This is a genomic window from Escherichia sp. E2562 (assembly GCF_005781075.1).
GTDB lineage: Bacteria > Pseudomonadota > Gammaproteobacteria > Enterobacterales > Enterobacteriaceae > Escherichia.
On the sequence record NZ_VATM01000021.1, the window covers coordinates 12,940 to 30,922 of the forward strand.

Below are 17,983 nucleotides of genomic sequence, written 5' to 3' on the forward strand. Positions count from 1 at the left end.
ACCCTTAAATAAGAGACTGCGTTTGGGCATAGCCGAAACGAATATTGGCACACTGGATTGCCTGTGCCGCCGCGCCTTTCAGTAAGTTATCTTCGGTCGCCACAATAATCAGATGCTCGCCCTGAACGGCAAACCCGATATCGCAAAACGGCAGCCCGACGACATTTTTTAGTGCCGGAACGCCTTTGTCATACAGACGCACCAACGGTTTATGCGCATACGCCTGCTGTAATGTCTGCGCCACTTGCGCCTGACTCACGCCCGGTTTCAGGCGGCAGGTAATGGTTTCGAGAATACCGCGCGGGAAATTGCCCAGATGCGGGGTGAAGATGACGTCAGCACCGAGATGCGTAGCGATCTCCGGCTGGTGGCGATGGGTAAAGATGCCATACGGTTGCAGGCTCACTTCACAAAAGCTATTTGAAATCGCTGCCTTACGCCCTGCTCCGCTCACGCCGCTGGTGGCGTTAATCACCGGCCACTGACTGAGGTCGAGAAGATCGGCATCAATCAACGGTTTCAGCGCCAGCTGTGCCGCCGTCGGATAACAGCCCGGCACCGCAATCAAGTTCGCTTCTTTTAATTTATTGCCACACCACTCCGCCAGGCCATAGACCGCCTGCTCAAGCAATGCCGGGTATTGATGGGTAAAGCCGTAATATTTTTCATAGAAGGCGGCGTCGTTAACGCGAAATGCGCCGGAAAGGTCGAACACCACACAGCCCGCTTCAAGAAATTGCGGCGCTAAATCGTGGCTAACTTCATGGGCGGTGGCGAGAAACACCACATCCACCCCTGGGCTAAACTCGCTGATATCCGACATCGGCTGCAACGGCAGATCAACGATGCCTTTGAGCTGCGGATGCAAATCGGAGATTAACTTTCCCGCATCATTGCTTTGCGCTGAGACAGTCAAAGCGGTTATGTTCATATGCGGATGGCGATTTACATAGGTCACTAGCTCTGCGCCAGCGTAGCCGCTGGCACCCACAATCAGCGTATTCAACATCGGGGCTATTCACCTTCTTATGTCTGGTTGCCAGGTTAAACGTAAAACATTCACCTTACGGCTGGTGGGTTTTATTACGCTCAACGTTAGTGTATTTTTATTCATAAATACTGCATGAATATTGATACTATCATGACCAGAGGTGTGTCAACAATGAAAAACAAATTACCGCCATTTATCGAGATTTACCGCGCTCTGATTGCCACACCTTCAATAAGCGCCACGGAAGAGGCACTCGATCAAAGTAATGCAGATTTAATCACTCTGCTGGCGGACTGGTTTAAAGATTTAGGCTTCAATGTGGAAGTGCAGCCTGTGCCAGGAACTCGCAACAAATTTAATATGCTGGCAAGTACCGGACAGGGGGCTGGCGGCTTGTTGCTGGCGGGGCATACCGATACGGTGCCATTTGATGACGGTCGCTGGACGCGCGATCCGTTTACACTGACGGAGCATGACGGCAAGCTTTACGGCTTAGGCACCGCCGACATGAAAGGCTTCTTTGCGTTTATCCTCGATGCGCTACGCGATGTCGACGTCACTAAACTGAAAAAACCGCTCTACATTCTGGCGACTGCCGATGAAGAAACCAGTATGGCGGGAGCGCGTTATTTTGCCGAAACCACCTCCCTGCGACCGGATTGCGCCATCATTGGCGAACCAACGTCGCTGCAACCGGTACGCGCGCATAAAGGCCACATCTCAAATGCCATTCGAATTATGGGTCAGTCGGGCCACTCCAGCGATCCGTCGCGCGGGGTTAACGCTATTGAACTGATGCACGACGCGATCGGCCATATTTTGCAATTGCGCGATAATCTTAAAGAACGTTATCACTATGAAGCGTTTACCGTGCCGTATCCCACGCTCAACCTCGGGCATATTCATGGCGGCGACGCCTCTAACCGAATTTGCGCCTGCTGTGAGTTGCATATGGATATTCGCCCGCTGCCGGGCATGACGCTCAACGAACTTAATGGTTTGCTCAACGACGCGCTGGCTCCGGTGAGCGAACGCTGGCCGGGCCGTCTAACGGTCGAAGAGTTGCACCCACCGATCCCAGGCTATGAATGCCCGCCAAATCATCAACTGGTTGAAGTGGTTGAGAAATTGCTCGGTGCAAAGACCGAAGTGGTGAACTACTGTACTGAAGCACCGTTTATTCAGACGCTATGCCCGACGCTGGTGCTAGGCCCGGGCTCAATCAATCAAGCCCATCAGCCTGATGAATATCTGGAGACGCGTTTTATCAAGCCCACCCGTGAATTGATTACCCAGGTGATTCACCATTTTTGCTGGCATTAAAACGTAGACCGGATAAGGCGCTCGCGCCGCATCCGGCACCGTTACCAAACTCCGGTGCCACAATAATGTCGGATGCGATGCTTGCGCATCTTATCCGACCTACACCTTTGGTGTTATGTATGACGATTTTTTAACATTCCCATAAGTTACGCTTATTTAAAACGTTGTGAATTTAATGGCGTAAATTCCTGCTATTTATTCGTTTGCTGAAGCGATTTCGCAGCATTTGACGTCACCGCTTTTACGTGGCTTTATAAAAGACGACGAAAAGCAAAGCCCGAGCATATTCGCGCCAATGCGACGTGAAGGATACAGGGCTATCAAACGATAAGATGGGTGTCTGGGGTCATATGAACGAACAATATTCCGCATTGCGTAGTAATGTCAGTATGCTCGGCAAAGTGCTGGGAGAAACCATCAAGGATGCGTTGGGAGAACACATTCTTGAACGCGTAGAAACTATCCGTAAGTTGTCCAAATCTTCACGCGCTGGCAATGATGCTAACCGCCAGGAGTTACTCACCACTTTACAAAATTTGTCGAACGACGAGCTGCTGCCCGTTGCGCGTGCGTTTAGTCAGTTCCTGAATCTGGCCAACACTGCCGAGCAATACCACAGCATTTCGCCGAAAGGCGAGGCTGCCAGCAATCCGGAGGTGATCGCCCGCACCCTGCGTAAACTGAAAAACCAGCCGGAACTGAGCGAAGACACCATCAAAAAAGCAGTGGAATCGCTGTCGCTGGAACTGGTCCTCACGGCTCATCCAACCGAAATTACGCGTCGGACACTGATCCACAAAATGGTGGAAGTGAACGCCTGCTTAAAGCAGCTCGATAACAAAGATATCGCCGACTACGAACACCACCAACTGATGCGCCGCCTGCGCCAGCTGATCGCCCAATCATGGCATACCGATGAAATCCGTAAGCTGCGCCCAACTCCGGTTGATGAAGCGAAATGGGGCTTTGCCGTGGTGGAAAACAGCCTGTGGCAAGGCGTACCAAATTACCTGCGCGAACTGAACGAACAACTGGAAGAGAACCTCGGCTATAAGCTGCCGGTCGAATTTGTTCCGGTACGCTTTACCTCGTGGATGGGCGGCGACCGCGACGGCAACCCTAATGTAACCGCTGATATCACCCGCCGTGTCCTGCTGCTCAGTCGCTGGAAAGCCACCGACCTGTTCCTGAAAGATATTCAGGTTCTGGTTTCTGAACTGTCGATGGTTGAGGCCACCCCAGAACTGCTGGCGCTGGTTGGCGAAGAAGGTGCCGCAGAACCGTATCGCTATCTGATGAAAAACCTGCGTTCTCGCCTGATGGCGACACAGGCCTGGCTGGAGGCGCGTCTGAAAGGCGAAGAGCTGCCGAAGCCGGAAGGTCTGCTGACGCAGAATGAAGAACTGTGGGAACCGCTCTATGCTTGCTACCAGTCACTTCAGGCGTGTGGCATGGGGATCATAGCCAACGGCGATCTGCTCGACACCCTGCGCCGCGTGAAATGTTTCGGCGTACCGCTGGTGCGTATTGATATCCGTCAGGAGAGTACCCGCCATACCGAAGCGCTGGGCGAGCTGACCCGCTATCTCGGCATTGGCGATTACGAAAGCTGGTCAGAGGCCGACAAACAGGCGTTCCTGATCCGCGAACTGAACTCCAAACGTCCGCTTCTGCCACGCAACTGGCAACCAAGCGCCGAAACACGCGAAGTGCTTGATACCTGTCAAGTGATTGCCGAAGCGCCGCAAGGCTCTATTGCCGCCTACGTGATCTCGATGGCGAAAACGCCGTCCGACGTACTGGCCGTCCACCTGCTGCTGAAAGAAGCGGGTATTGGATTTGCGATGCCGGTCGCACCGCTGTTTGAAACTCTCGATGACCTGAACAACGCCAACGATGTCATGACCCAACTGCTGAATATCGACTGGTATCGCGGTCTGATTCAGGGCAAACAGATGGTGATGATTGGCTATTCCGACTCAGCAAAAGATGCGGGCGTGATGGCGGCCTCCTGGGCGCAATATCAGGCACAGGACGCGTTAATCAAAACCTGCGAAAAAGCGGGCATTGAACTGACACTGTTCCACGGTCGCGGCGGTTCCATTGGTCGCGGCGGCGCACCAGCCCATGCGGCGCTGCTGTCGCAACCGCCGGGAAGCCTGAAAGGCGGCCTGCGCGTAACCGAGCAGGGCGAGATGATCCGCTTTAAATACGGTCTGCCAGAAATCACCGTTAGCAGCTTGTCGCTGTACACCGGGGCGATTCTGGAAGCCAACCTGCTGCCACCGCCTGAGCCGAAAGAGAGCTGGCGTCGCATTATGGATGAACTGTCAGTCATCTCCTGCGATCTCTACCGTGGCTACGTGCGTGAAAACAAAGACTTTGTCCCTTACTTCCGCTCCGCTACGCCAGAACAGGAACTGGGCAAACTGCCGTTAGGTTCACGCCCGGCGAAACGTCGTCCAACCGGCGGCGTCGAGTCTCTGCGCGCCATTCCGTGGATTTTTGCCTGGACACAAAACCGCCTGATGCTCCCCGCCTGGCTGGGCGCGGGTACGGCGCTGCAAAAAGTGGTGGAAGATGGTAAACAAAGCGAACTGGAAGCCATGTGCCGCGACTGGCCGTTCTTCTCAACGCGTCTCGGCATGCTGGAGATGGTCTTCGCCAAAGCAGACCTGTGGCTGGCGGAATACTATGACCAACGCCTGGTCGACAAAGCACTGTGGCCGTTAGGTAAAGAGTTACGCAATCTGCAAGAAGAAGACATCAAAGTGGTGCTGGCGATTGCCAACGACTCCCATCTGATGGCCGATCTACCGTGGATTGCCGAGTCTATTCAGCTACGAAATATATACACTGACCCGCTGAACGTACTGCAGGCAGAGTTGCTGCATCGTTCGCGCCTGGCAGAAAAAGAAGGACAGGAACCGGATCCCCGCGTCGAACAAGCGTTGATGGTCACTATTGCCGGAATTGCGGCAGGTATGCGTAATACTGGCTAACACCCCTCCTCTATCAACCCTCGTGCAATAGCGCGAGGGTTTTCTGAAATACTTCTGTTCTAACACCTTCGTTTTCAATATATTTCTGTCTGCATTTCACCCAGATTCTGGATATCCCTTCAGATATCCTTAAGGTTTTGTCCTTACATTCGGCGCTATTATCCAAAACGGGTTCTTACTATGCATTCCACTGAAGTCCAGACTAAACCCATTTTTAGCTGGAAAGCCCTGGGTTGGGCACTGCTCTACTTTTGGTTTTTCTCTACCCTGTTACAGGCCATTATTTACATCAGCGGCTACAGCGGCACCAACGGCATTCGCGACTCGCTGCTGTTCAGTTCGCTGTGGTTGATCCCGGTATTCCTCTTTCCGAAGCGGATTAAGATTATCGCAGCAGTAATCGGCGTAATGCTGTGGGCGGCGTCTCTGGCAGCGTTGTGCTACTACGTCATCTACGGTCAGGAGTTCTCGCAGAGCGTTCTGTTTGTGATGTTTGAAACCAACACCAACGAAGCCAGCGAGTATTTAAGCCAGTATTTCAGCCTGAAGATTGTGCTTATCGCGCTGGCCTATACGGCGGTGGCAATTTTGCTGTGGACGCGCCTGCGCCCGGTCTATATTCCAAAGCCGTGGCGTTATATCGTCTCTTTTGCCCTGCTTTATGGTTTGATTCTGCACCCTATCGCCATGAACACGTTTATCAAACACAAGCCGTTTGAGAAAACGTTGGATAATCTGGCATCACGCATGGAACCTGCCGCACCGTGGCAATTTCTGACCGGTTATTATCAGTATCGTCAACAACTTAACTCACTGACGAAGCTACTGAATGAAAATAACGCGTTACCGCCACTGGCTAATTTCAAAGACGAATCGGGTAACGAACCGCGCACCTTAGTACTGGTGATTGGCGAATCGACCCAGCGTGGACGCATGAGCCTGTACGGCTATCCGCGTGAAACCACGCCGGAACTGGATGCGCTGCATAAAACCGATCCGAACCTGACCGTGTTCAATAACGTGGTTACGTCTCGTCCGTACACCATTGAAATCCTGCAACAGGCGCTGACCTTTGCCAACGAAAAGAACCCGGACCTGTATCTGACACAGCCGTCACTGATGAACATGATGAAACAGGCAGGTTATAAAACCTTCTGGATAACCAACCAGCAGACGATGACTGCCCGCAACACCATGTTGACGGTATTTTCGCGCCAGACCGACAAGCAGTACTACATGAACCAGCAACGTACACAGAGTGCGCGTGAATACGACACCAACGTGCTGAAGCCGTTCCAGGAAGTGCTGAAGGACCCTGCGCCGAAGAAACTGATCATCGTTCATCTGCTGGGTACGCATATCAAATACAAATACCGTTACCCGGAAAATCAGGGCAAGTTTGATGGCAATACCGATCATGTTCCGCCGGGATTAAGCGCAGAAGAGCTGGAGTCATATAACGACTATGACAACGCTAACCTGTACAACGATCATGTGGTTGCCAGCCTGATTAAAGACTTTAAAGCAGCAGACCCGAACGGTTTCCTGGTTTACTTCTCTGACCACGGTGAAGAGGTTTACGACACGCCGCCACACAAAACTCAGGGGCGTAACGAAGATAACCCAACGCGCCATATGTACACCATTCCGTTCCTGCTGTGGACGTCGGAAAAATGGCAGGCGACTCATCCGCGTGATTTCTCGCAGGATGTTGATCGTAAATACAGCCTGGCGGAACTGATCCACACCTGGTCGGATTTGGCAGGTTTATCTTACGACGGTTACGATCCAACCCGTTCGGTGGTGAATCCGCAGTTCAAAGAAACTACCCGCTGGATTGGTAACCCGTATAAGAAAAATGCGCTGATCGATTACGACACTCTGCCGTATGGCGATCAGGTGGGTAATCAGTAATTATCAGCCAGATGCTATTTGCCGGATAAGGCGTTCACGCCGCATCCGGCAATACAAGGCGACTGAAACTGCCACAATGTTTACATCGAACTCCCATCAGGCCACACTTTTCAGGTGGCCTTTTTTTATAATGCCAGTTACTGTTTTCCCGTCTACATACCTAAGGGAATAACATGTATCACGACGTCAGCTATCTGCTCTCCCGCCTGATAAACGGCCCGCTGTCGCTGCGCCAGATTTACTTTGCCAGCAGCAACGGTCCGGCGCCCGATCTTGCGTATCAGGTCGATTTTCCACGGCTGGAAATTGTGCTGGAAGGTGAGTTTGTTGATACCGGCGCTGGAGCAACGTTAGTTCCCGGCGATGTGCTGTACGTTCCCGCTGGCGGCTGGAATTTCCCACAATGGAAAACACCCGCGACCACCTTTAGTGTGCTGTTTGGCAAACAGCAACTCGGCTTCAGCGTCGTGCAATGGGATGGCAAACAGTATCAAAATCTGGCGAAGCAGCACGTCGCCCGACGCGGCCCGCGCATTGGTTCTTTTCTGCTACAAACGCTCAATGAAATGCAAATGCAGCCACAGGAGCAGCAAACGGCAAGGCTTATCGTCGCCAGCCTGCTTAGCCACTGCCGCGATTTGCTTGGCAGCCAAATCCAGACCGCCTCACGCAGCCAGGCTCTATTCGAAGCTATTCGTGATTATATCGACGAACGCTATGCCTCCGCGCTTACCCGCGAATCTGTCGCACAGGCATTCTATATTTCGCCAAATTACCTCTCGCATCTGTTTCAAAAAACGGGGGCCATTGGTTTTAACGAATACCTGAATCACACGCGACTGGAGCACGCTAAAACGTTATTGAAAGGGTATGACCTGAAGGTAAAAGAGGTGGCGCACGCCTGCGGCTTTGTCGACAGCAACTACTTCTGCCGTCTGTTTCGTAAAAATACCGAACGCTCGCCGTCGGAATATCGTCGGCAGTACCACAGCCAACTGACAGAAAAACCAACTACTCCAGAATAAGATGGGTTTGCTGCGGCGCAGAAAGCACTTTGCGCACCGCGCTCATCACCCGCTGCGGCTCACGCAGGAACGCGTAGATACTGCATTGCACGTAGCGACAATGTTCAAATCGCTCGGCACCGGAAAGCTCAATATCCGTAATCAACAGCGCGACATCCGCCCGGCGGATATCCTCGTCCGCTAAACGATTCTCCGTTCCCAGCGCGCCCTGGGTTTCAATGCTGACGCCCCACTTCTCTATCTGACATAATTTTTCCAGCCGTTCCGCCGCCATATAAGTATGCGCCACGCCGCTCACGCAGGCGGTTACTGCCACCAGGTATGCCATTTTAACCTCCCACGGTAACCTGAAATCCGGCCCGTTCTGCCATTTCGCGCATTGTTGCCACATCGACTGACGACGGCGCAGAAACCTCTTTCATCGACCATGTTTTCCCCAGCAGGCGGTATTTCGGCTCGCCGTACTGATGAAACGGTAACAGATGAATTTGCCTGATATTCAGCGGGATCAGCACGTCCAGCGCCTGCTGCATATTCTCCCGGCTGAGTGTGAAACCGGGGATCAGCGGCAAACGCGGGATCACGTTGACACCCTCACTCACCAGCAAACGCAGGTTCTCCAGTACGCGTGGCAGGTTCATCTTCACCACATCCCGCGCCTGAGTCGGGTCCATAATTTTTAAATCGAACAACACTTCATCGCACAATGCCGCCAGCGGGAGCAGCTTGCTGGCTGGCGCGTCTCCGGCAGTTTCGATGGCGCATGACACGCCCCACAGCCGCAGTCGTTGCAAAAAACGGGTAGCAAACTCCGCCTGCATCAACACTTCGCCACCAGAAAGCGTGACGCCGCCACCGGACGTGCGAAAGAAAATGTCATCTTTCATCACTTCCCGTTCCAGAGCGTCAAGGCTGATATCGCGACCAATCCGTTCAAACGCCCCGGAGGGGCATTCATCCGCATCGCGCAAACATTTCGCGCAGTGCAGACATTTCGCCTCTCTGCGCACCGTCTGGATTTTGCCGGAGATCGACTCCGGATTAGCACACCACGGGCAAAGATGCGGGCAGCCTTTAAAAAAAACCACCGTGCGAATGCCCTCGCCGTCATTCAGCGAATAACGCTGAATGTTGAAAATGCGCGCCACATCATCGCGGCGCGTTTCCACAACGTTACAGCTGATGCGCTGTCCGGCGGATGATGTCATCCTGGATCTCCTTCGACAGTTCGACAAAGAAGGCGCTGTATCCGGCAACGCGTACCACCAGCCCCGCATAGTCCTGCGGGCGTAATTGGGCTTCACGTAACGTGTCGGCATTCACCACGTTAAACTGAACATGCTGCAACTTAAGCTGGGTAAATGCCCGTAAGAAGTCAGCCAGTTTGCGTAATCCCGCGTCACCTTCCAGGGTAGCTGGAGTGAATTTCACGTTCAGCAACGTCCCGTTAGAAAGCAGCGTGTTATCGAGCTTACTGACGGACTTCAGTACCGCCGTTGGTCCTTGCCCATCCTGGCCCAGCATGGGTGACAAGCCGCCGTCTGCCAGTTGTTCTCCGGCAAAACGACCGTCTGGCGTCGCACCAACCACCGATCCCAACGGGACATGAGCAGAAACGGTATACGATCCCGGCGTGAAGTAACCACCACGCGGGTTCTGGTATTTTTCCACTTCTTTGCAGTAATGGCGCAACAGCTCGGCGCTGATGTTATCCACCTCGTCGATATCGTTACCGTATTTCTCGAAGCGATTAATTAAGCGAGCGCGGACTTTTTCGCCTTCTGGCGTTGCGAAGTTCGCTTTTAATACCGACAACAATTCGTCAAAACTTAAACGCTGTTGATCAAAAACCATCCCTTTCAACGCATGGAGAGAATCACTCAGGTTGGCGATACCGATCCCCTGTACACCGGAGAAGTTATAACGCGCGCCGCCATCGGTAATATCGCGACCTTTTTCCAGACAATCGCTGATAAAAGACGAGAGCAGCGGTACAGGTGCCCAGTCGCGATGGCCGATATCACAAATATTGCTGCCTTCAACCATCAGGGTGATGTAGTGGCTGATCTTGGCGCGGATCTGTTCCAGCAAACCGTCATAGCTCAGCGCGGCATTGCCTTCATTCTCATGCAGGCAGATTTCCATCACTTTCAGCAGGTTAAACATCGCGATGTCGTGCAGACCGTAGGTTCTGCCAGGAATAGATAATTCCACGCAGCCCACCACTGAATAATCGCGCGCATCTTCCAGCGAAACGCCACGGTTGAGGAATGCGGGCACCACCACTTCATCGTTGAAGATTTGCGGAATACCGGTGCCGAGGCGAATGGTTTCTGCGGTTTTCATCAGGAACGGCGTGTCGATCAAGGCGTTAGTGCGCACGCCCAGGTTCGGTTGCGGCAACTGCACGCTCTGATAGGCATCAAGACAAAGGAACGAAAGTACGTTCACTGCGCTACGTCCGTTCTCGGTTAACCCGCCGAGTAGTGCGGTATAACCTGTCGGGAAACCTGCGAAATAACGCGCGCTGCTGGTAGAACGTAACAGTACGATGTCGTTGCATTTCACCCATAAAGATTCGAGCAGTTCTTTCAGGAACGCCGGATCTTCGCCCTGGGTTAATGATGTCTGATAGAACGGCAACATATACTGGTCGAAGCGCCCCAGCGACAGCGAACTAGCGTTGGATTCGTATTGCAGGATGATGTTCATGTACCAGAACAACTGGCACGCCTGCCAGAACGTCTGCGGCTTATGTTCGGCATTATGGCGGGAGATCTCCGCAATAGTCAGCAGTTCTTCGCGACGCTGGGCATCTGTGCAGTTTGCCGCCATCGTTTCCGCCAGTTCGGCGTAACGCAAAATGTGTTTCTGCGAGGCTTCGAGCAGTAACAGCGCAGCCTGATAAAAGTGATTCTCCGGCTGTTGCTGGCAATGTTGCTGCATCTGCGCCACCAGCTCACCCAGCCCGTGATTCAGCAGGCGCGGGTAATCAATAATAATGTGTCCCTGGCCTTTATCCGTCTGGTTGATGCTAAAAATCTGCGTGCTGGTCGCGGCTTTTACTTCATCCGTCATCTGCCCGTTGATGAAATCTTTCATCGAACGTTTTTCCCAGTACGGGAACAACTCTTCGCGGTAGATACGTTTATCTTCTTCGCTAATGGCGAAGCGGTCTTGCGGGCGCGTCGGGAACTGATCCAACTCTTTCAGCAACCAGTAAGGGTCCATTTCCGGCGACATAATCCCGGCGCGCGGTTTTACGGTGCGGTTACCGGCAATCAGTTCTTCATCACGAATCGAAATTTCAACATGTTCAAGGATATACGCTGTTGCTCTCGCCCGACGCAATATCACCGGCTCGCCTTCAGTTTGCCGATGACTGGCAGTGTAAAGCAGCGCACGCTCCAGCGAGATTTCACGGGTATTGGAAAACAATGCAGTTTTAAGGCGAGAGATACGATTCGTCATGAGGAACTCCTGTAGGGAAAAACAAGCCCGCCGTTTCAGGCGGGCTAAAAACTCAAGCAGTCTGTGCCAGATGGGCTTCGATTTTGTTCATGATGGCGTCAGCACGTTTTACCGCATCGCTGATGTTGACGCGCACGATGGTCTTGCCAGCAAAACGCTCTTCAAACTTGATGCCGATATCTTTGGTCAGAATCACCATATCGGCGCTCGCCACGTCTTCCGCAGTCAGTTCGTTTTCCAGACCAATCGACCCCTGGGTTTCTACTTTCACTTCCCAGCCTTTCGCTTTCGCGGCACTTTCCAGCGCCTCTGCCGCCATATAGGTATGGGCAACACCTGAAGGACATGCGGTTACTGCAATAATTTTCGTCATGGCTCGTTCCTCAATTAATTAATTTCAAAATCCAGATCCAGGTCGTCTTCCTTCTCATCAGTCGAAGACCCATTTTTACGCGCCAGACTTTTCAGCACGTTAACGCAGATAGCCGTTGCTACAGCCCCAACAGCCACTGCCGCGATGTAACCCAACTTGCCTTCAACCACCGGCAGCACAATCAGACCACCCCAGCCTGCATAGCACTGCGCACCTACCATTGCTGCGGTCACCGTGCCACAGACAGTCCCTACCATAATGGAAGGAATGACACGCAACGGATCGGCGGCAGCGAAAGGAATCGCCCCTTCGGTGACGCCAACACAGCCCATTACCAGCGCCGCTTTACCGGTTTCGCGCTCTTCTGCGGAGAAATTTTTACGACCAATCAGCGTTGCCAGCCCCATGCCCAGCGGCGGAACACAGATCCCCACGGCAGCAATTGCCACCACGGTATAAACACCCTGAGCGACGCAAATCAGCATAAACGCATAGGCCACTTTGTTAACCGGGCCGCCCATATCGAACGCCAGCATCAGCCCCATAATCACCGCCAGCATCACCACGCTGCCTTGCTGCATACCCTGAAGCCACTGAGTCAGGCTGTTAGTCAACGCGCCTACCGGCTCGCCCAGCCCCCACATCATGACGCCAGCGGTAATTAAGGTACCGACGATCGGAATAATGAAGATAGGCATCACCGAGCGCAGAACTTTATGCACCGGGATTTTCTTCAGGTAATGCACCACAATGCCGCCGATGATCCCGGCGATCAGCGCACCAAAGAAGCCCGCACCAAAGCTGTTACCAACCCAGGCACCGATAGCACACGGGGCCAGCGCAGAACGTTCTGCAATGGAATAACCGATGTAAGCGGCGAGGAAAGGCACCATCAGCGTCAAACCTGCAACGCCGATATCAAACAGTTTTTTCAGATTCGGATCGGCTACGGCATCCGGCACTGCGCCTTTGCCATACAACATGACGGAAACCGCCAGCAAAATACCGCCCGATACCACGAAGGGAATCATGTGTGAAACGCCCGTCATTAAGTGCTGACGAGTGTTTTTCAGGATCTGTACCAACTCATTCATAAGTCGCTCCCAGGCTTACCCAAGCCTATGTCCATATTTTTTGATGGGAGAAACAATAGGCAATCGCAAGCAGGTCAAACAGTGGATAAAAAGGCCATTTACTGGACTTTTGTAATGTCAGTACAAAAATGCGATCCGCCTCATAACTTGCGTTAACTCGGAATCATGCCGGAATGGCGCGTCTTGTGAGACGCGTCGCAAATTGGCGGTTACATTACATTTGTCCAGCTTTTGGCAGATTTGTCACATGGCAGGTCGTTGCCATGCGCTCTTATCCTGTAAACAGAAAACCGTACCGGGAGAGAGGCAATGGCCCTGATTGTGGAATTTATTTGTGAGCTGCCTAACGGCGTACATGCGCGTCCGGCAAGCCACGTTGAAACGCTGTGTAATACTTTTTCATCTCAAATTGAGTGGCATAACCTGCGTACTGACCGTAAAGGCAACGCCAAAAGCGCCCTGGCGCTGATTGGCACCGATACACTGGTGGGCGATAACTGCCAGTTACTGATTTCCGGGGCTGACGAACAAGCAGCACACCAGCGCTTGAGCCAGTGGTTACGTGATGAATTCCCCCACTGCGATGCGCCGCTGGCAGAAGTTAAATCTGACGAGCTGGAGCCGCTGCCGGTTTCACTCACTAATTTGAATCCGCGCATTATTCGCGCCCGCACCGTATGTAGCGGTAGCGCAGGCGGCACGCTGACGCCAATTTCATCGTTAGATCTCAACGCACTGGGTAATCTTCCCGCCGCCAAAGGTGTGGACGCTGAGCAATCCGCGCTGGAAAACGGCCTGACGCTGGTGATGAAAAACATTGAGTTTCGTCTGCTGGATAGCGACGGTGCTACCAGCGCGATTCTGGAAGCGCACCGCTCGCTGGCTGGCGACACGTCCCTGCGCGAACATTTACTGGCAGGCGTTAGCGAGGGATTAAGCTGCGCCGAAGCGATTGTTGCCAGCGCGAATCACTTTTGCGAAGAGTTCGCCCGTTCCAGCAGTAGCTACCTGCAAGAGCGTGCGCTGGATGTGCGCGACGTGTGCTTCCAGCTACTCCAGCAAATCTACGGTGAACAACGCTTTCCGGCGCCAGGTAAACTGACACATCCCGCTATTTGTATGGCGGATGAACTGACCCCCAGCCAGTTCCTCGAACTGGATAAAAATCACCTCAAAGGATTGTTGCTCAAAAGCGGCGGCACCACCTCACACACGGTAATTCTTGCTCGTTCGTTCAACATTCCGACGCTGGTTGGTGTGGATATCGATGCCCTTACCCCGTGGCAGCAACAAACGATTTATATCGACGGCAACGCCGGGGCAATTGTGGTTGAGCCAGGGGAAGCCGTAGCCCGTTATTATCAGCAAGAAGCCCGCGTACAGGACGCTCTGCGTGAGCAACAGCGTGTCTGGCTGACCCAGCAAGCGCGTACCGCTGACGGTATCCGTATCGAAGTCGCGGCGAACATCGCCCACTCCGTGGAAGCGCAGGCCGCATTTGGCAATGGTGCGGAAGGCGTTGGTTTGTTCCGCACTGAAATGCTCTATATGGATCGCACCAGTGCACCGGGCGAAAGCGAGCTGTACAACATTTTTTGTCAGGCGCTGGAGTCCGCCAACGGGCGCAGCATTATTGTGCGCACTATGGATATTGGCGGTGACAAACCCGTTGATTATCTGAACATTCCGGCAGAAGCTAACCCGTTCCTCGGTTATCGCGCGGTGCGTATTTATGAAGAATACGCCTCGCTGTTCACCACACAACTACGCTCGATCCTGCGCGCCTCTGCTCACGGCAGCCTGAAAATCATGATCCCGATGATCTCTTCAATGGAAGAGATCTTATGGGTGAAAGAAAAACTGGCAGAAGCCAAACAGCAGCTACGTAACGAACACATTCCGTTTGATGAGAAGATCCAGCTCGGCATTATGCTGGAAGTGCCATCGGTGATGTTCATCATCGATCAATGCTGCGAAGAGATTGATTTCTTTAGTATCGGCAGTAATGACCTGACGCAGTATCTGCTGGCGGTGGATCGCGATAACGCTAAGGTTACTCGTCACTACAACAGCCTGAATCCGGCATTCTTGCGGGCGCTCGATTACGCCGTGCAGGCGGTGCATCGCCAGGGGAAATGGATTGGTCTGTGCGGAGAACTGGGGGCGAAAGGTTCCGTGCTGCCGTTGCTGATTGGTTTAGGTCTGGATGAACTCAGCATGAGCGCACCGTCAATTCCGGCAGCGAAAGCGCGAATGGCACAGCTTGATAGCCGCGAATGCCGCCAGTTGCTCAACCAGGCAATGGCCTGCCGAACTTCGCTGGAAGTGGAACACCTGCTGGCGCAATTCCGTATGACGCAACAGGACGCACCGCTGGTCACCGCCGAATGCATCACGCTGGAAAGTGACTGGCGCAGCAAAGAAGAAGTGCTCAAAGGCATGACCGATAACCTGCTGCTGGCGGGCCGCTGCCGCTATCCGCGTAAACTGGAAGCCGACTTGTGGGCACGCGAGGCCGTTTTCTCTACCGGTCTGGGCTTTAGTTTCGCCATTCCACACAGCAAATCAGAACACATTGAGCAATCCACCATCAGCGTAGCGCGTCTGCAAGCGCCGGTGCGCTGGGGCGATGATGAAGCGCAATTCATCATTATGTTAACGCTGAACAAACACGCCGCGGGCGATCAGCATATGCGCATTTTCTCGCGTCTCGCTCGTCGCATCATGCACGAAGAATTCCGTAACGCGCTGGTTAACGCCGCCTCTGCCGACGCTATCGCCAGCCTGCTGCAACATGAACTGGAACTGTAAAAGGAAACATCATGGAACTGTATCTGGACACCGCTAACGTCGCAGAAGTCGAACGTCTGGCACGCATATTCCCCATTGCCGGGGTAACAACTAACCCGAGCATTATCGCTGCCAGCAAGGAGTCCATCTGGGAAGTGCTGCCGCGTCTGCAAAAAGCGATTGGTGATGAAGGCATTCTGTTTGCTCAGACCATGAGCCGCGACGCGCAGGGGATGGTGGAGGAAGCGAAGCGCCTGCGCGACGTTATTCCGGGCATTGTGGTGAAAATTCCGGTAACCTCAGAAGGTCTGGCAGCAATTAAATTGTTGAAAAAAGAGGGTATTACTACACTTGGCACCGCAGTGTACAGCGCCGCGCAAGGATTGCTGGCCGCGCTGGCAGGGGCAAAATACGTTGCTCCCTATGTAAATCGCGTGGACGCTCAGGGCGGAGACGGCATTCGTACCGTCCAGGAGCTGCAAGCGTTACTGGAAATGCACGCGCCAGAAAGCATGGTGCTGGCTGCCAGCTTTAAAACACCACGTCAGGCGCTGGATTGTTTGTTGGCAGGATGTGAATCCATCACACTGCCCTTAGATGTAGCGCAACAAATGCTCAACACCCCTGCGGTAGAGTCGGCTATAGAGAAGTTCGAGCACGACTGGAATGCCGCATTTGGCACTACTCATCTCTAAAGGAGCAATTATGGACCGCATTATTCAATCACCGGGTAAATACATCCAGGGCGCTGATGTCATTAATCGCCTGGGCGAATACCTGAAGCCGCTGGCAGAACGTTGGTTGGTTGTTGGCGATAAATTTGTATTAGGTTTTGCTCAGGCAACCGTCGAGCAAAGCTTTAAAGATGCCGGGCTGGTTGTTGAAATCGCCCCCTTTGGCGGTGAATGTTCGCAAAATGAGATCGATCGTCTGCGCGGCATTGCCGAAACGGCACAGTGTGGCGCGATTCTCGGTATTGGCGGCGGTAAAACCCTTGATACCGCCAAAGCACTGGCGCATTTCATGGGTGTTCCGGTAGCAATCGCACCGACCATCGCTTCTACCGACGCGCCGTGCAGTGCGTTGTCTGTTATTTACACCGATGATGGTGAATTTGACCGCTATCTGCTGCTGCCAAATAACCCGAATATGGTCATTGTCGATACTAAAATCGTCGCGGGCGCACCTGCGCGTCTGTTAGCAGCGGGTATTGGTGATGCGCTGGCGACCTGGTTTGAAGCGCGTGCATGCTCTCGTAGCGGCGCGACCACCATGGCGGGCGGTAAGTGTACTCAGGCGGCGCTGGCGCTGGCTGAACTGTGCTACAACACCCTGCTGGAAGAAGGCGAAAAAGCGATGCTTGCCGCCGAACAGCATGTAGTGACTCCGGCGCTGGAGCGCGTGATTGAAGCGAACACCTATTTGAGCGGCGTTGGTTTTGAAAGCGGTGGTTTGGCGGCGGCACACGCGGTGCATAACGGCCTGACCGCTATCCCAGATGCGCATCACTATTATCACGGTGAAAAAGTGGCATTCGGTACGCTGACGCAGCTGGTTCTGGAAAACGCGCCGGTTGAGGAAATCGAAACCGTAGCCGCACTTAGCCATGCGGTAGGTTTGCCAATAACTCTCGCTCAACTGGATATTAAAGAAGATGTCCCGGCGAAAATGCGAATTGTGGCAGAAGCAGCATGTGCAGAAGGTGAAACCATTCACAACATGCCTGGCGGCGCGACGCCAGATCAGGTTTACGCCGCACTGCTGGTAGCCGACCAGTACGGTCAGCGTTTCCTGCAAGAGTGGGAATAACCTATGTCAAACTCCCGGTTTGTCCGGGAGTTTGAACGCAAAATAGCCTGATGCGCTACGCTTATGTGGCCTATCTAATCTCTGCAATATATTGAATTTGCGTGTTTTTGTAGGCCAAATAAGGCGTTCACGTCGCATCCGGCACTCTGTGCCAGTAATCTGAAACTCCCACGTTGATTGGGAGTTTTTTT

The 17,983-nt window shown here is 53.2% G+C and carries 13 protein-coding genes; 7 read left to right on the top strand and 6 right to left on the bottom strand.

Going from position 1 to position 17,983, the window contains the following annotated elements:
* Window positions 1–4: 4 nt before the first annotated feature.
* Complete coding sequence (gene argC, locus FEK43_RS20320; protein WP_130206550.1) at window positions 5–1,009, bottom strand: N-acetyl-gamma-glutamyl-phosphate reductase; 1,005 nt, start codon at window positions 1,007–1,009, stop codon at window positions 5–7.
* Window positions 1,010–1,162: 153 nt separating this feature from the next.
* Between argC and argE the strand changes: the two genes are divergently transcribed.
* From argE to FEK43_RS20340, 4 genes are all read left to right on the top strand, one after another.
* Window positions 1,163–2,314, top strand: a complete 1,152-nt coding sequence (argE, locus tag FEK43_RS20325; protein WP_130206552.1) for an acetylornithine deacetylase — start codon at window positions 1,163–1,165, stop codon at window positions 2,312–2,314.
* Window positions 2,315–2,664: 350 nt separating this feature from the next.
* A complete protein-coding gene (ppc, locus tag FEK43_RS20330) occupies window positions 2,665–5,316 on the top strand; it encodes a phosphoenolpyruvate carboxylase (RefSeq protein WP_130206554.1) in 2,652 nt (883 codons plus the stop codon).
* A gap of 180 nt (window positions 5,317–5,496) precedes the next feature.
* Window positions 5,497–7,230 carry a phosphoethanolamine transferase CptA gene (locus FEK43_RS20335; protein ID WP_130259305.1) on the top strand — a complete coding sequence of 578 codons (1,734 nt, stop codon included), beginning with the start codon at window positions 5,497–5,499 and terminating at the stop codon, window positions 7,228–7,230.
* Window positions 7,231–7,403: 173 nt separating this feature from the next.
* On the top strand, window positions 7,404–8,255 hold the full coding sequence (locus FEK43_RS20340) for an AraC family transcriptional regulator (protein WP_130206558.1): 852 nt from the start codon (window positions 7,404–7,406) through the stop codon (window positions 8,253–8,255).
* On the opposite strand, the gene FEK43_RS20345 is transcribed toward FEK43_RS20340, so the two are convergent.
* The 5 genes from FEK43_RS20345 to FEK43_RS20365 are packed head-to-tail and all read right to left on the bottom strand — an operon-like array spanning window position 8,242 to window position 13,193.
* Window positions 8,242–8,583, bottom strand: coding sequence for a PTS fructose-like transporter subunit IIB (locus FEK43_RS20345; protein ID WP_130206560.1), 342 nt, complete (start codon window positions 8,581–8,583; stop codon window positions 8,242–8,244). The two genes, FEK43_RS20340 and FEK43_RS20345, sit on opposite strands and share 14 nt — an antisense overlap.
* A gap of 1 nt (window position 8,584) precedes the next feature.
* Window positions 8,585–9,463 (bottom strand): [formate-C-acetyltransferase]-activating enzyme, encoded by an 879-nt coding sequence (locus FEK43_RS20350; protein ID WP_135408569.1) that lies wholly within the window; start codon window positions 9,461–9,463, stop codon window positions 8,585–8,587.
* Window positions 9,429–11,726: a formate C-acetyltransferase gene (locus FEK43_RS20355; protein ID WP_135408567.1), complete on the bottom strand. Its 2,298-nt coding sequence runs from the start codon at window positions 11,724–11,726 to the stop codon at window positions 9,429–9,431. The genes FEK43_RS20350 and FEK43_RS20355 overlap by 35 nt, the downstream gene beginning before the upstream one ends.
* 52 nt (window positions 11,727–11,778) lie before the next feature.
* Window positions 11,779–12,099, bottom strand: a complete 321-nt coding sequence (locus tag FEK43_RS20360; protein ID WP_130206566.1) for a PTS fructose-like transporter subunit IIB — start codon at window positions 12,097–12,099, stop codon at window positions 11,779–11,781.
* Between the two features lie 14 nt (window positions 12,100–12,113).
* Window positions 12,114–13,193 (bottom strand): PTS fructose transporter subunit EIIC, encoded by a 1,080-nt coding sequence (locus FEK43_RS20365; protein ID WP_130215303.1) that lies wholly within the window; start codon window positions 13,191–13,193, stop codon window positions 12,114–12,116.
* A gap of 309 nt (window positions 13,194–13,502) precedes the next feature.
* Between FEK43_RS20365 and ptsP the strand changes: the two genes are divergently transcribed.
* Genes ptsP through gldA form a run of 3 tightly spaced genes read left to right on the top strand, consistent with a single transcriptional unit; the run spans window position 13,503 to window position 17,792 of the window.
* The gene (ptsP, locus tag FEK43_RS20370) at window positions 13,503–16,004 is read left to right on the top strand and encodes a phosphoenolpyruvate--protein phosphotransferase (protein ID WP_135408564.1); all 2,502 of its coding nucleotides are present in this window, start codon (window positions 13,503–13,505) and stop codon (window positions 16,002–16,004) included.
* 11 nt (window positions 16,005–16,015) lie between these two features.
* Complete coding sequence (gene fsa / locus FEK43_RS20375) at window positions 16,016–16,678, top strand: fructose-6-phosphate aldolase (RefSeq protein ID WP_130206572.1); 663 nt, start codon at window positions 16,016–16,018, stop codon at window positions 16,676–16,678.
* 10 nt (window positions 16,679–16,688) lie between these two features.
* On the top strand, window positions 16,689–17,792 hold the full coding sequence (gldA, locus tag FEK43_RS20380) for a bifunctional L-1,2-propanediol dehydrogenase/glycerol dehydrogenase (RefSeq protein WP_130206574.1): 1,104 nt from the start codon (window positions 16,689–16,691) through the stop codon (window positions 17,790–17,792).
* Window positions 17,793–17,983: the final 191 nt, after the last annotated feature.

Excerpts from the sequence above, each read along its gene's own strand:
- argC (WP_130206550.1), bottom strand. The coding sequence starts at position 1,009 with ATGTTGAATACGCTGATTGTGGGTGCCAGCGGCTACGCTGGCGCAGAG.
- argE (WP_130206552.1), top strand. The coding sequence starts at position 1,163 with ATGAAAAACAAATTACCGCCATTTATCGAGATTTACCGCGCTCTGATT.
- ppc (WP_130206554.1), top strand. The coding sequence starts at position 2,665 with ATGAACGAACAATATTCCGCATTGCGTAGTAATGTCAGTATGCTCGGC.
- FEK43_RS20335 (WP_130259305.1), top strand. The coding sequence starts at position 5,497 with ATGCATTCCACTGAAGTCCAGACTAAACCCATTTTTAGCTGGAAAGCC.
- FEK43_RS20340 (WP_130206558.1), top strand. The coding sequence starts at position 7,404 with ATGTATCACGACGTCAGCTATCTGCTCTCCCGCCTGATAAACGGCCCG.
- FEK43_RS20345 (WP_130206560.1), bottom strand. The coding sequence starts at position 8,583 with ATGGCATACCTGGTGGCAGTAACCGCCTGCGTGAGCGGCGTGGCGCAT.
- FEK43_RS20350 (WP_135408569.1), bottom strand. The coding sequence starts at position 9,463 with ATGACATCATCCGCCGGACAGCGCATCAGCTGTAACGTTGTGGAAACG.
- FEK43_RS20355 (WP_135408567.1), bottom strand. The coding sequence starts at position 11,726 with ATGACGAATCGTATCTCTCGCCTTAAAACTGCATTGTTTTCCAATACC.
- FEK43_RS20360 (WP_130206566.1), bottom strand. The coding sequence starts at position 12,099 with ATGACGAAAATTATTGCAGTAACCGCATGTCCTTCAGGTGTTGCCCAT.
- FEK43_RS20365 (WP_130215303.1), bottom strand. The coding sequence starts at position 13,193 with ATGAATGAGTTGGTACAGATCCTGAAAAACACTCGTCAGCACTTAATG.
- ptsP (WP_135408564.1), top strand. The coding sequence starts at position 13,503 with ATGGCCCTGATTGTGGAATTTATTTGTGAGCTGCCTAACGGCGTACAT.
- fsa (WP_130206572.1), top strand. The coding sequence starts at position 16,016 with ATGGAACTGTATCTGGACACCGCTAACGTCGCAGAAGTCGAACGTCTG.
- gldA (WP_130206574.1), top strand. The coding sequence starts at position 16,689 with ATGGACCGCATTATTCAATCACCGGGTAAATACATCCAGGGCGCTGAT.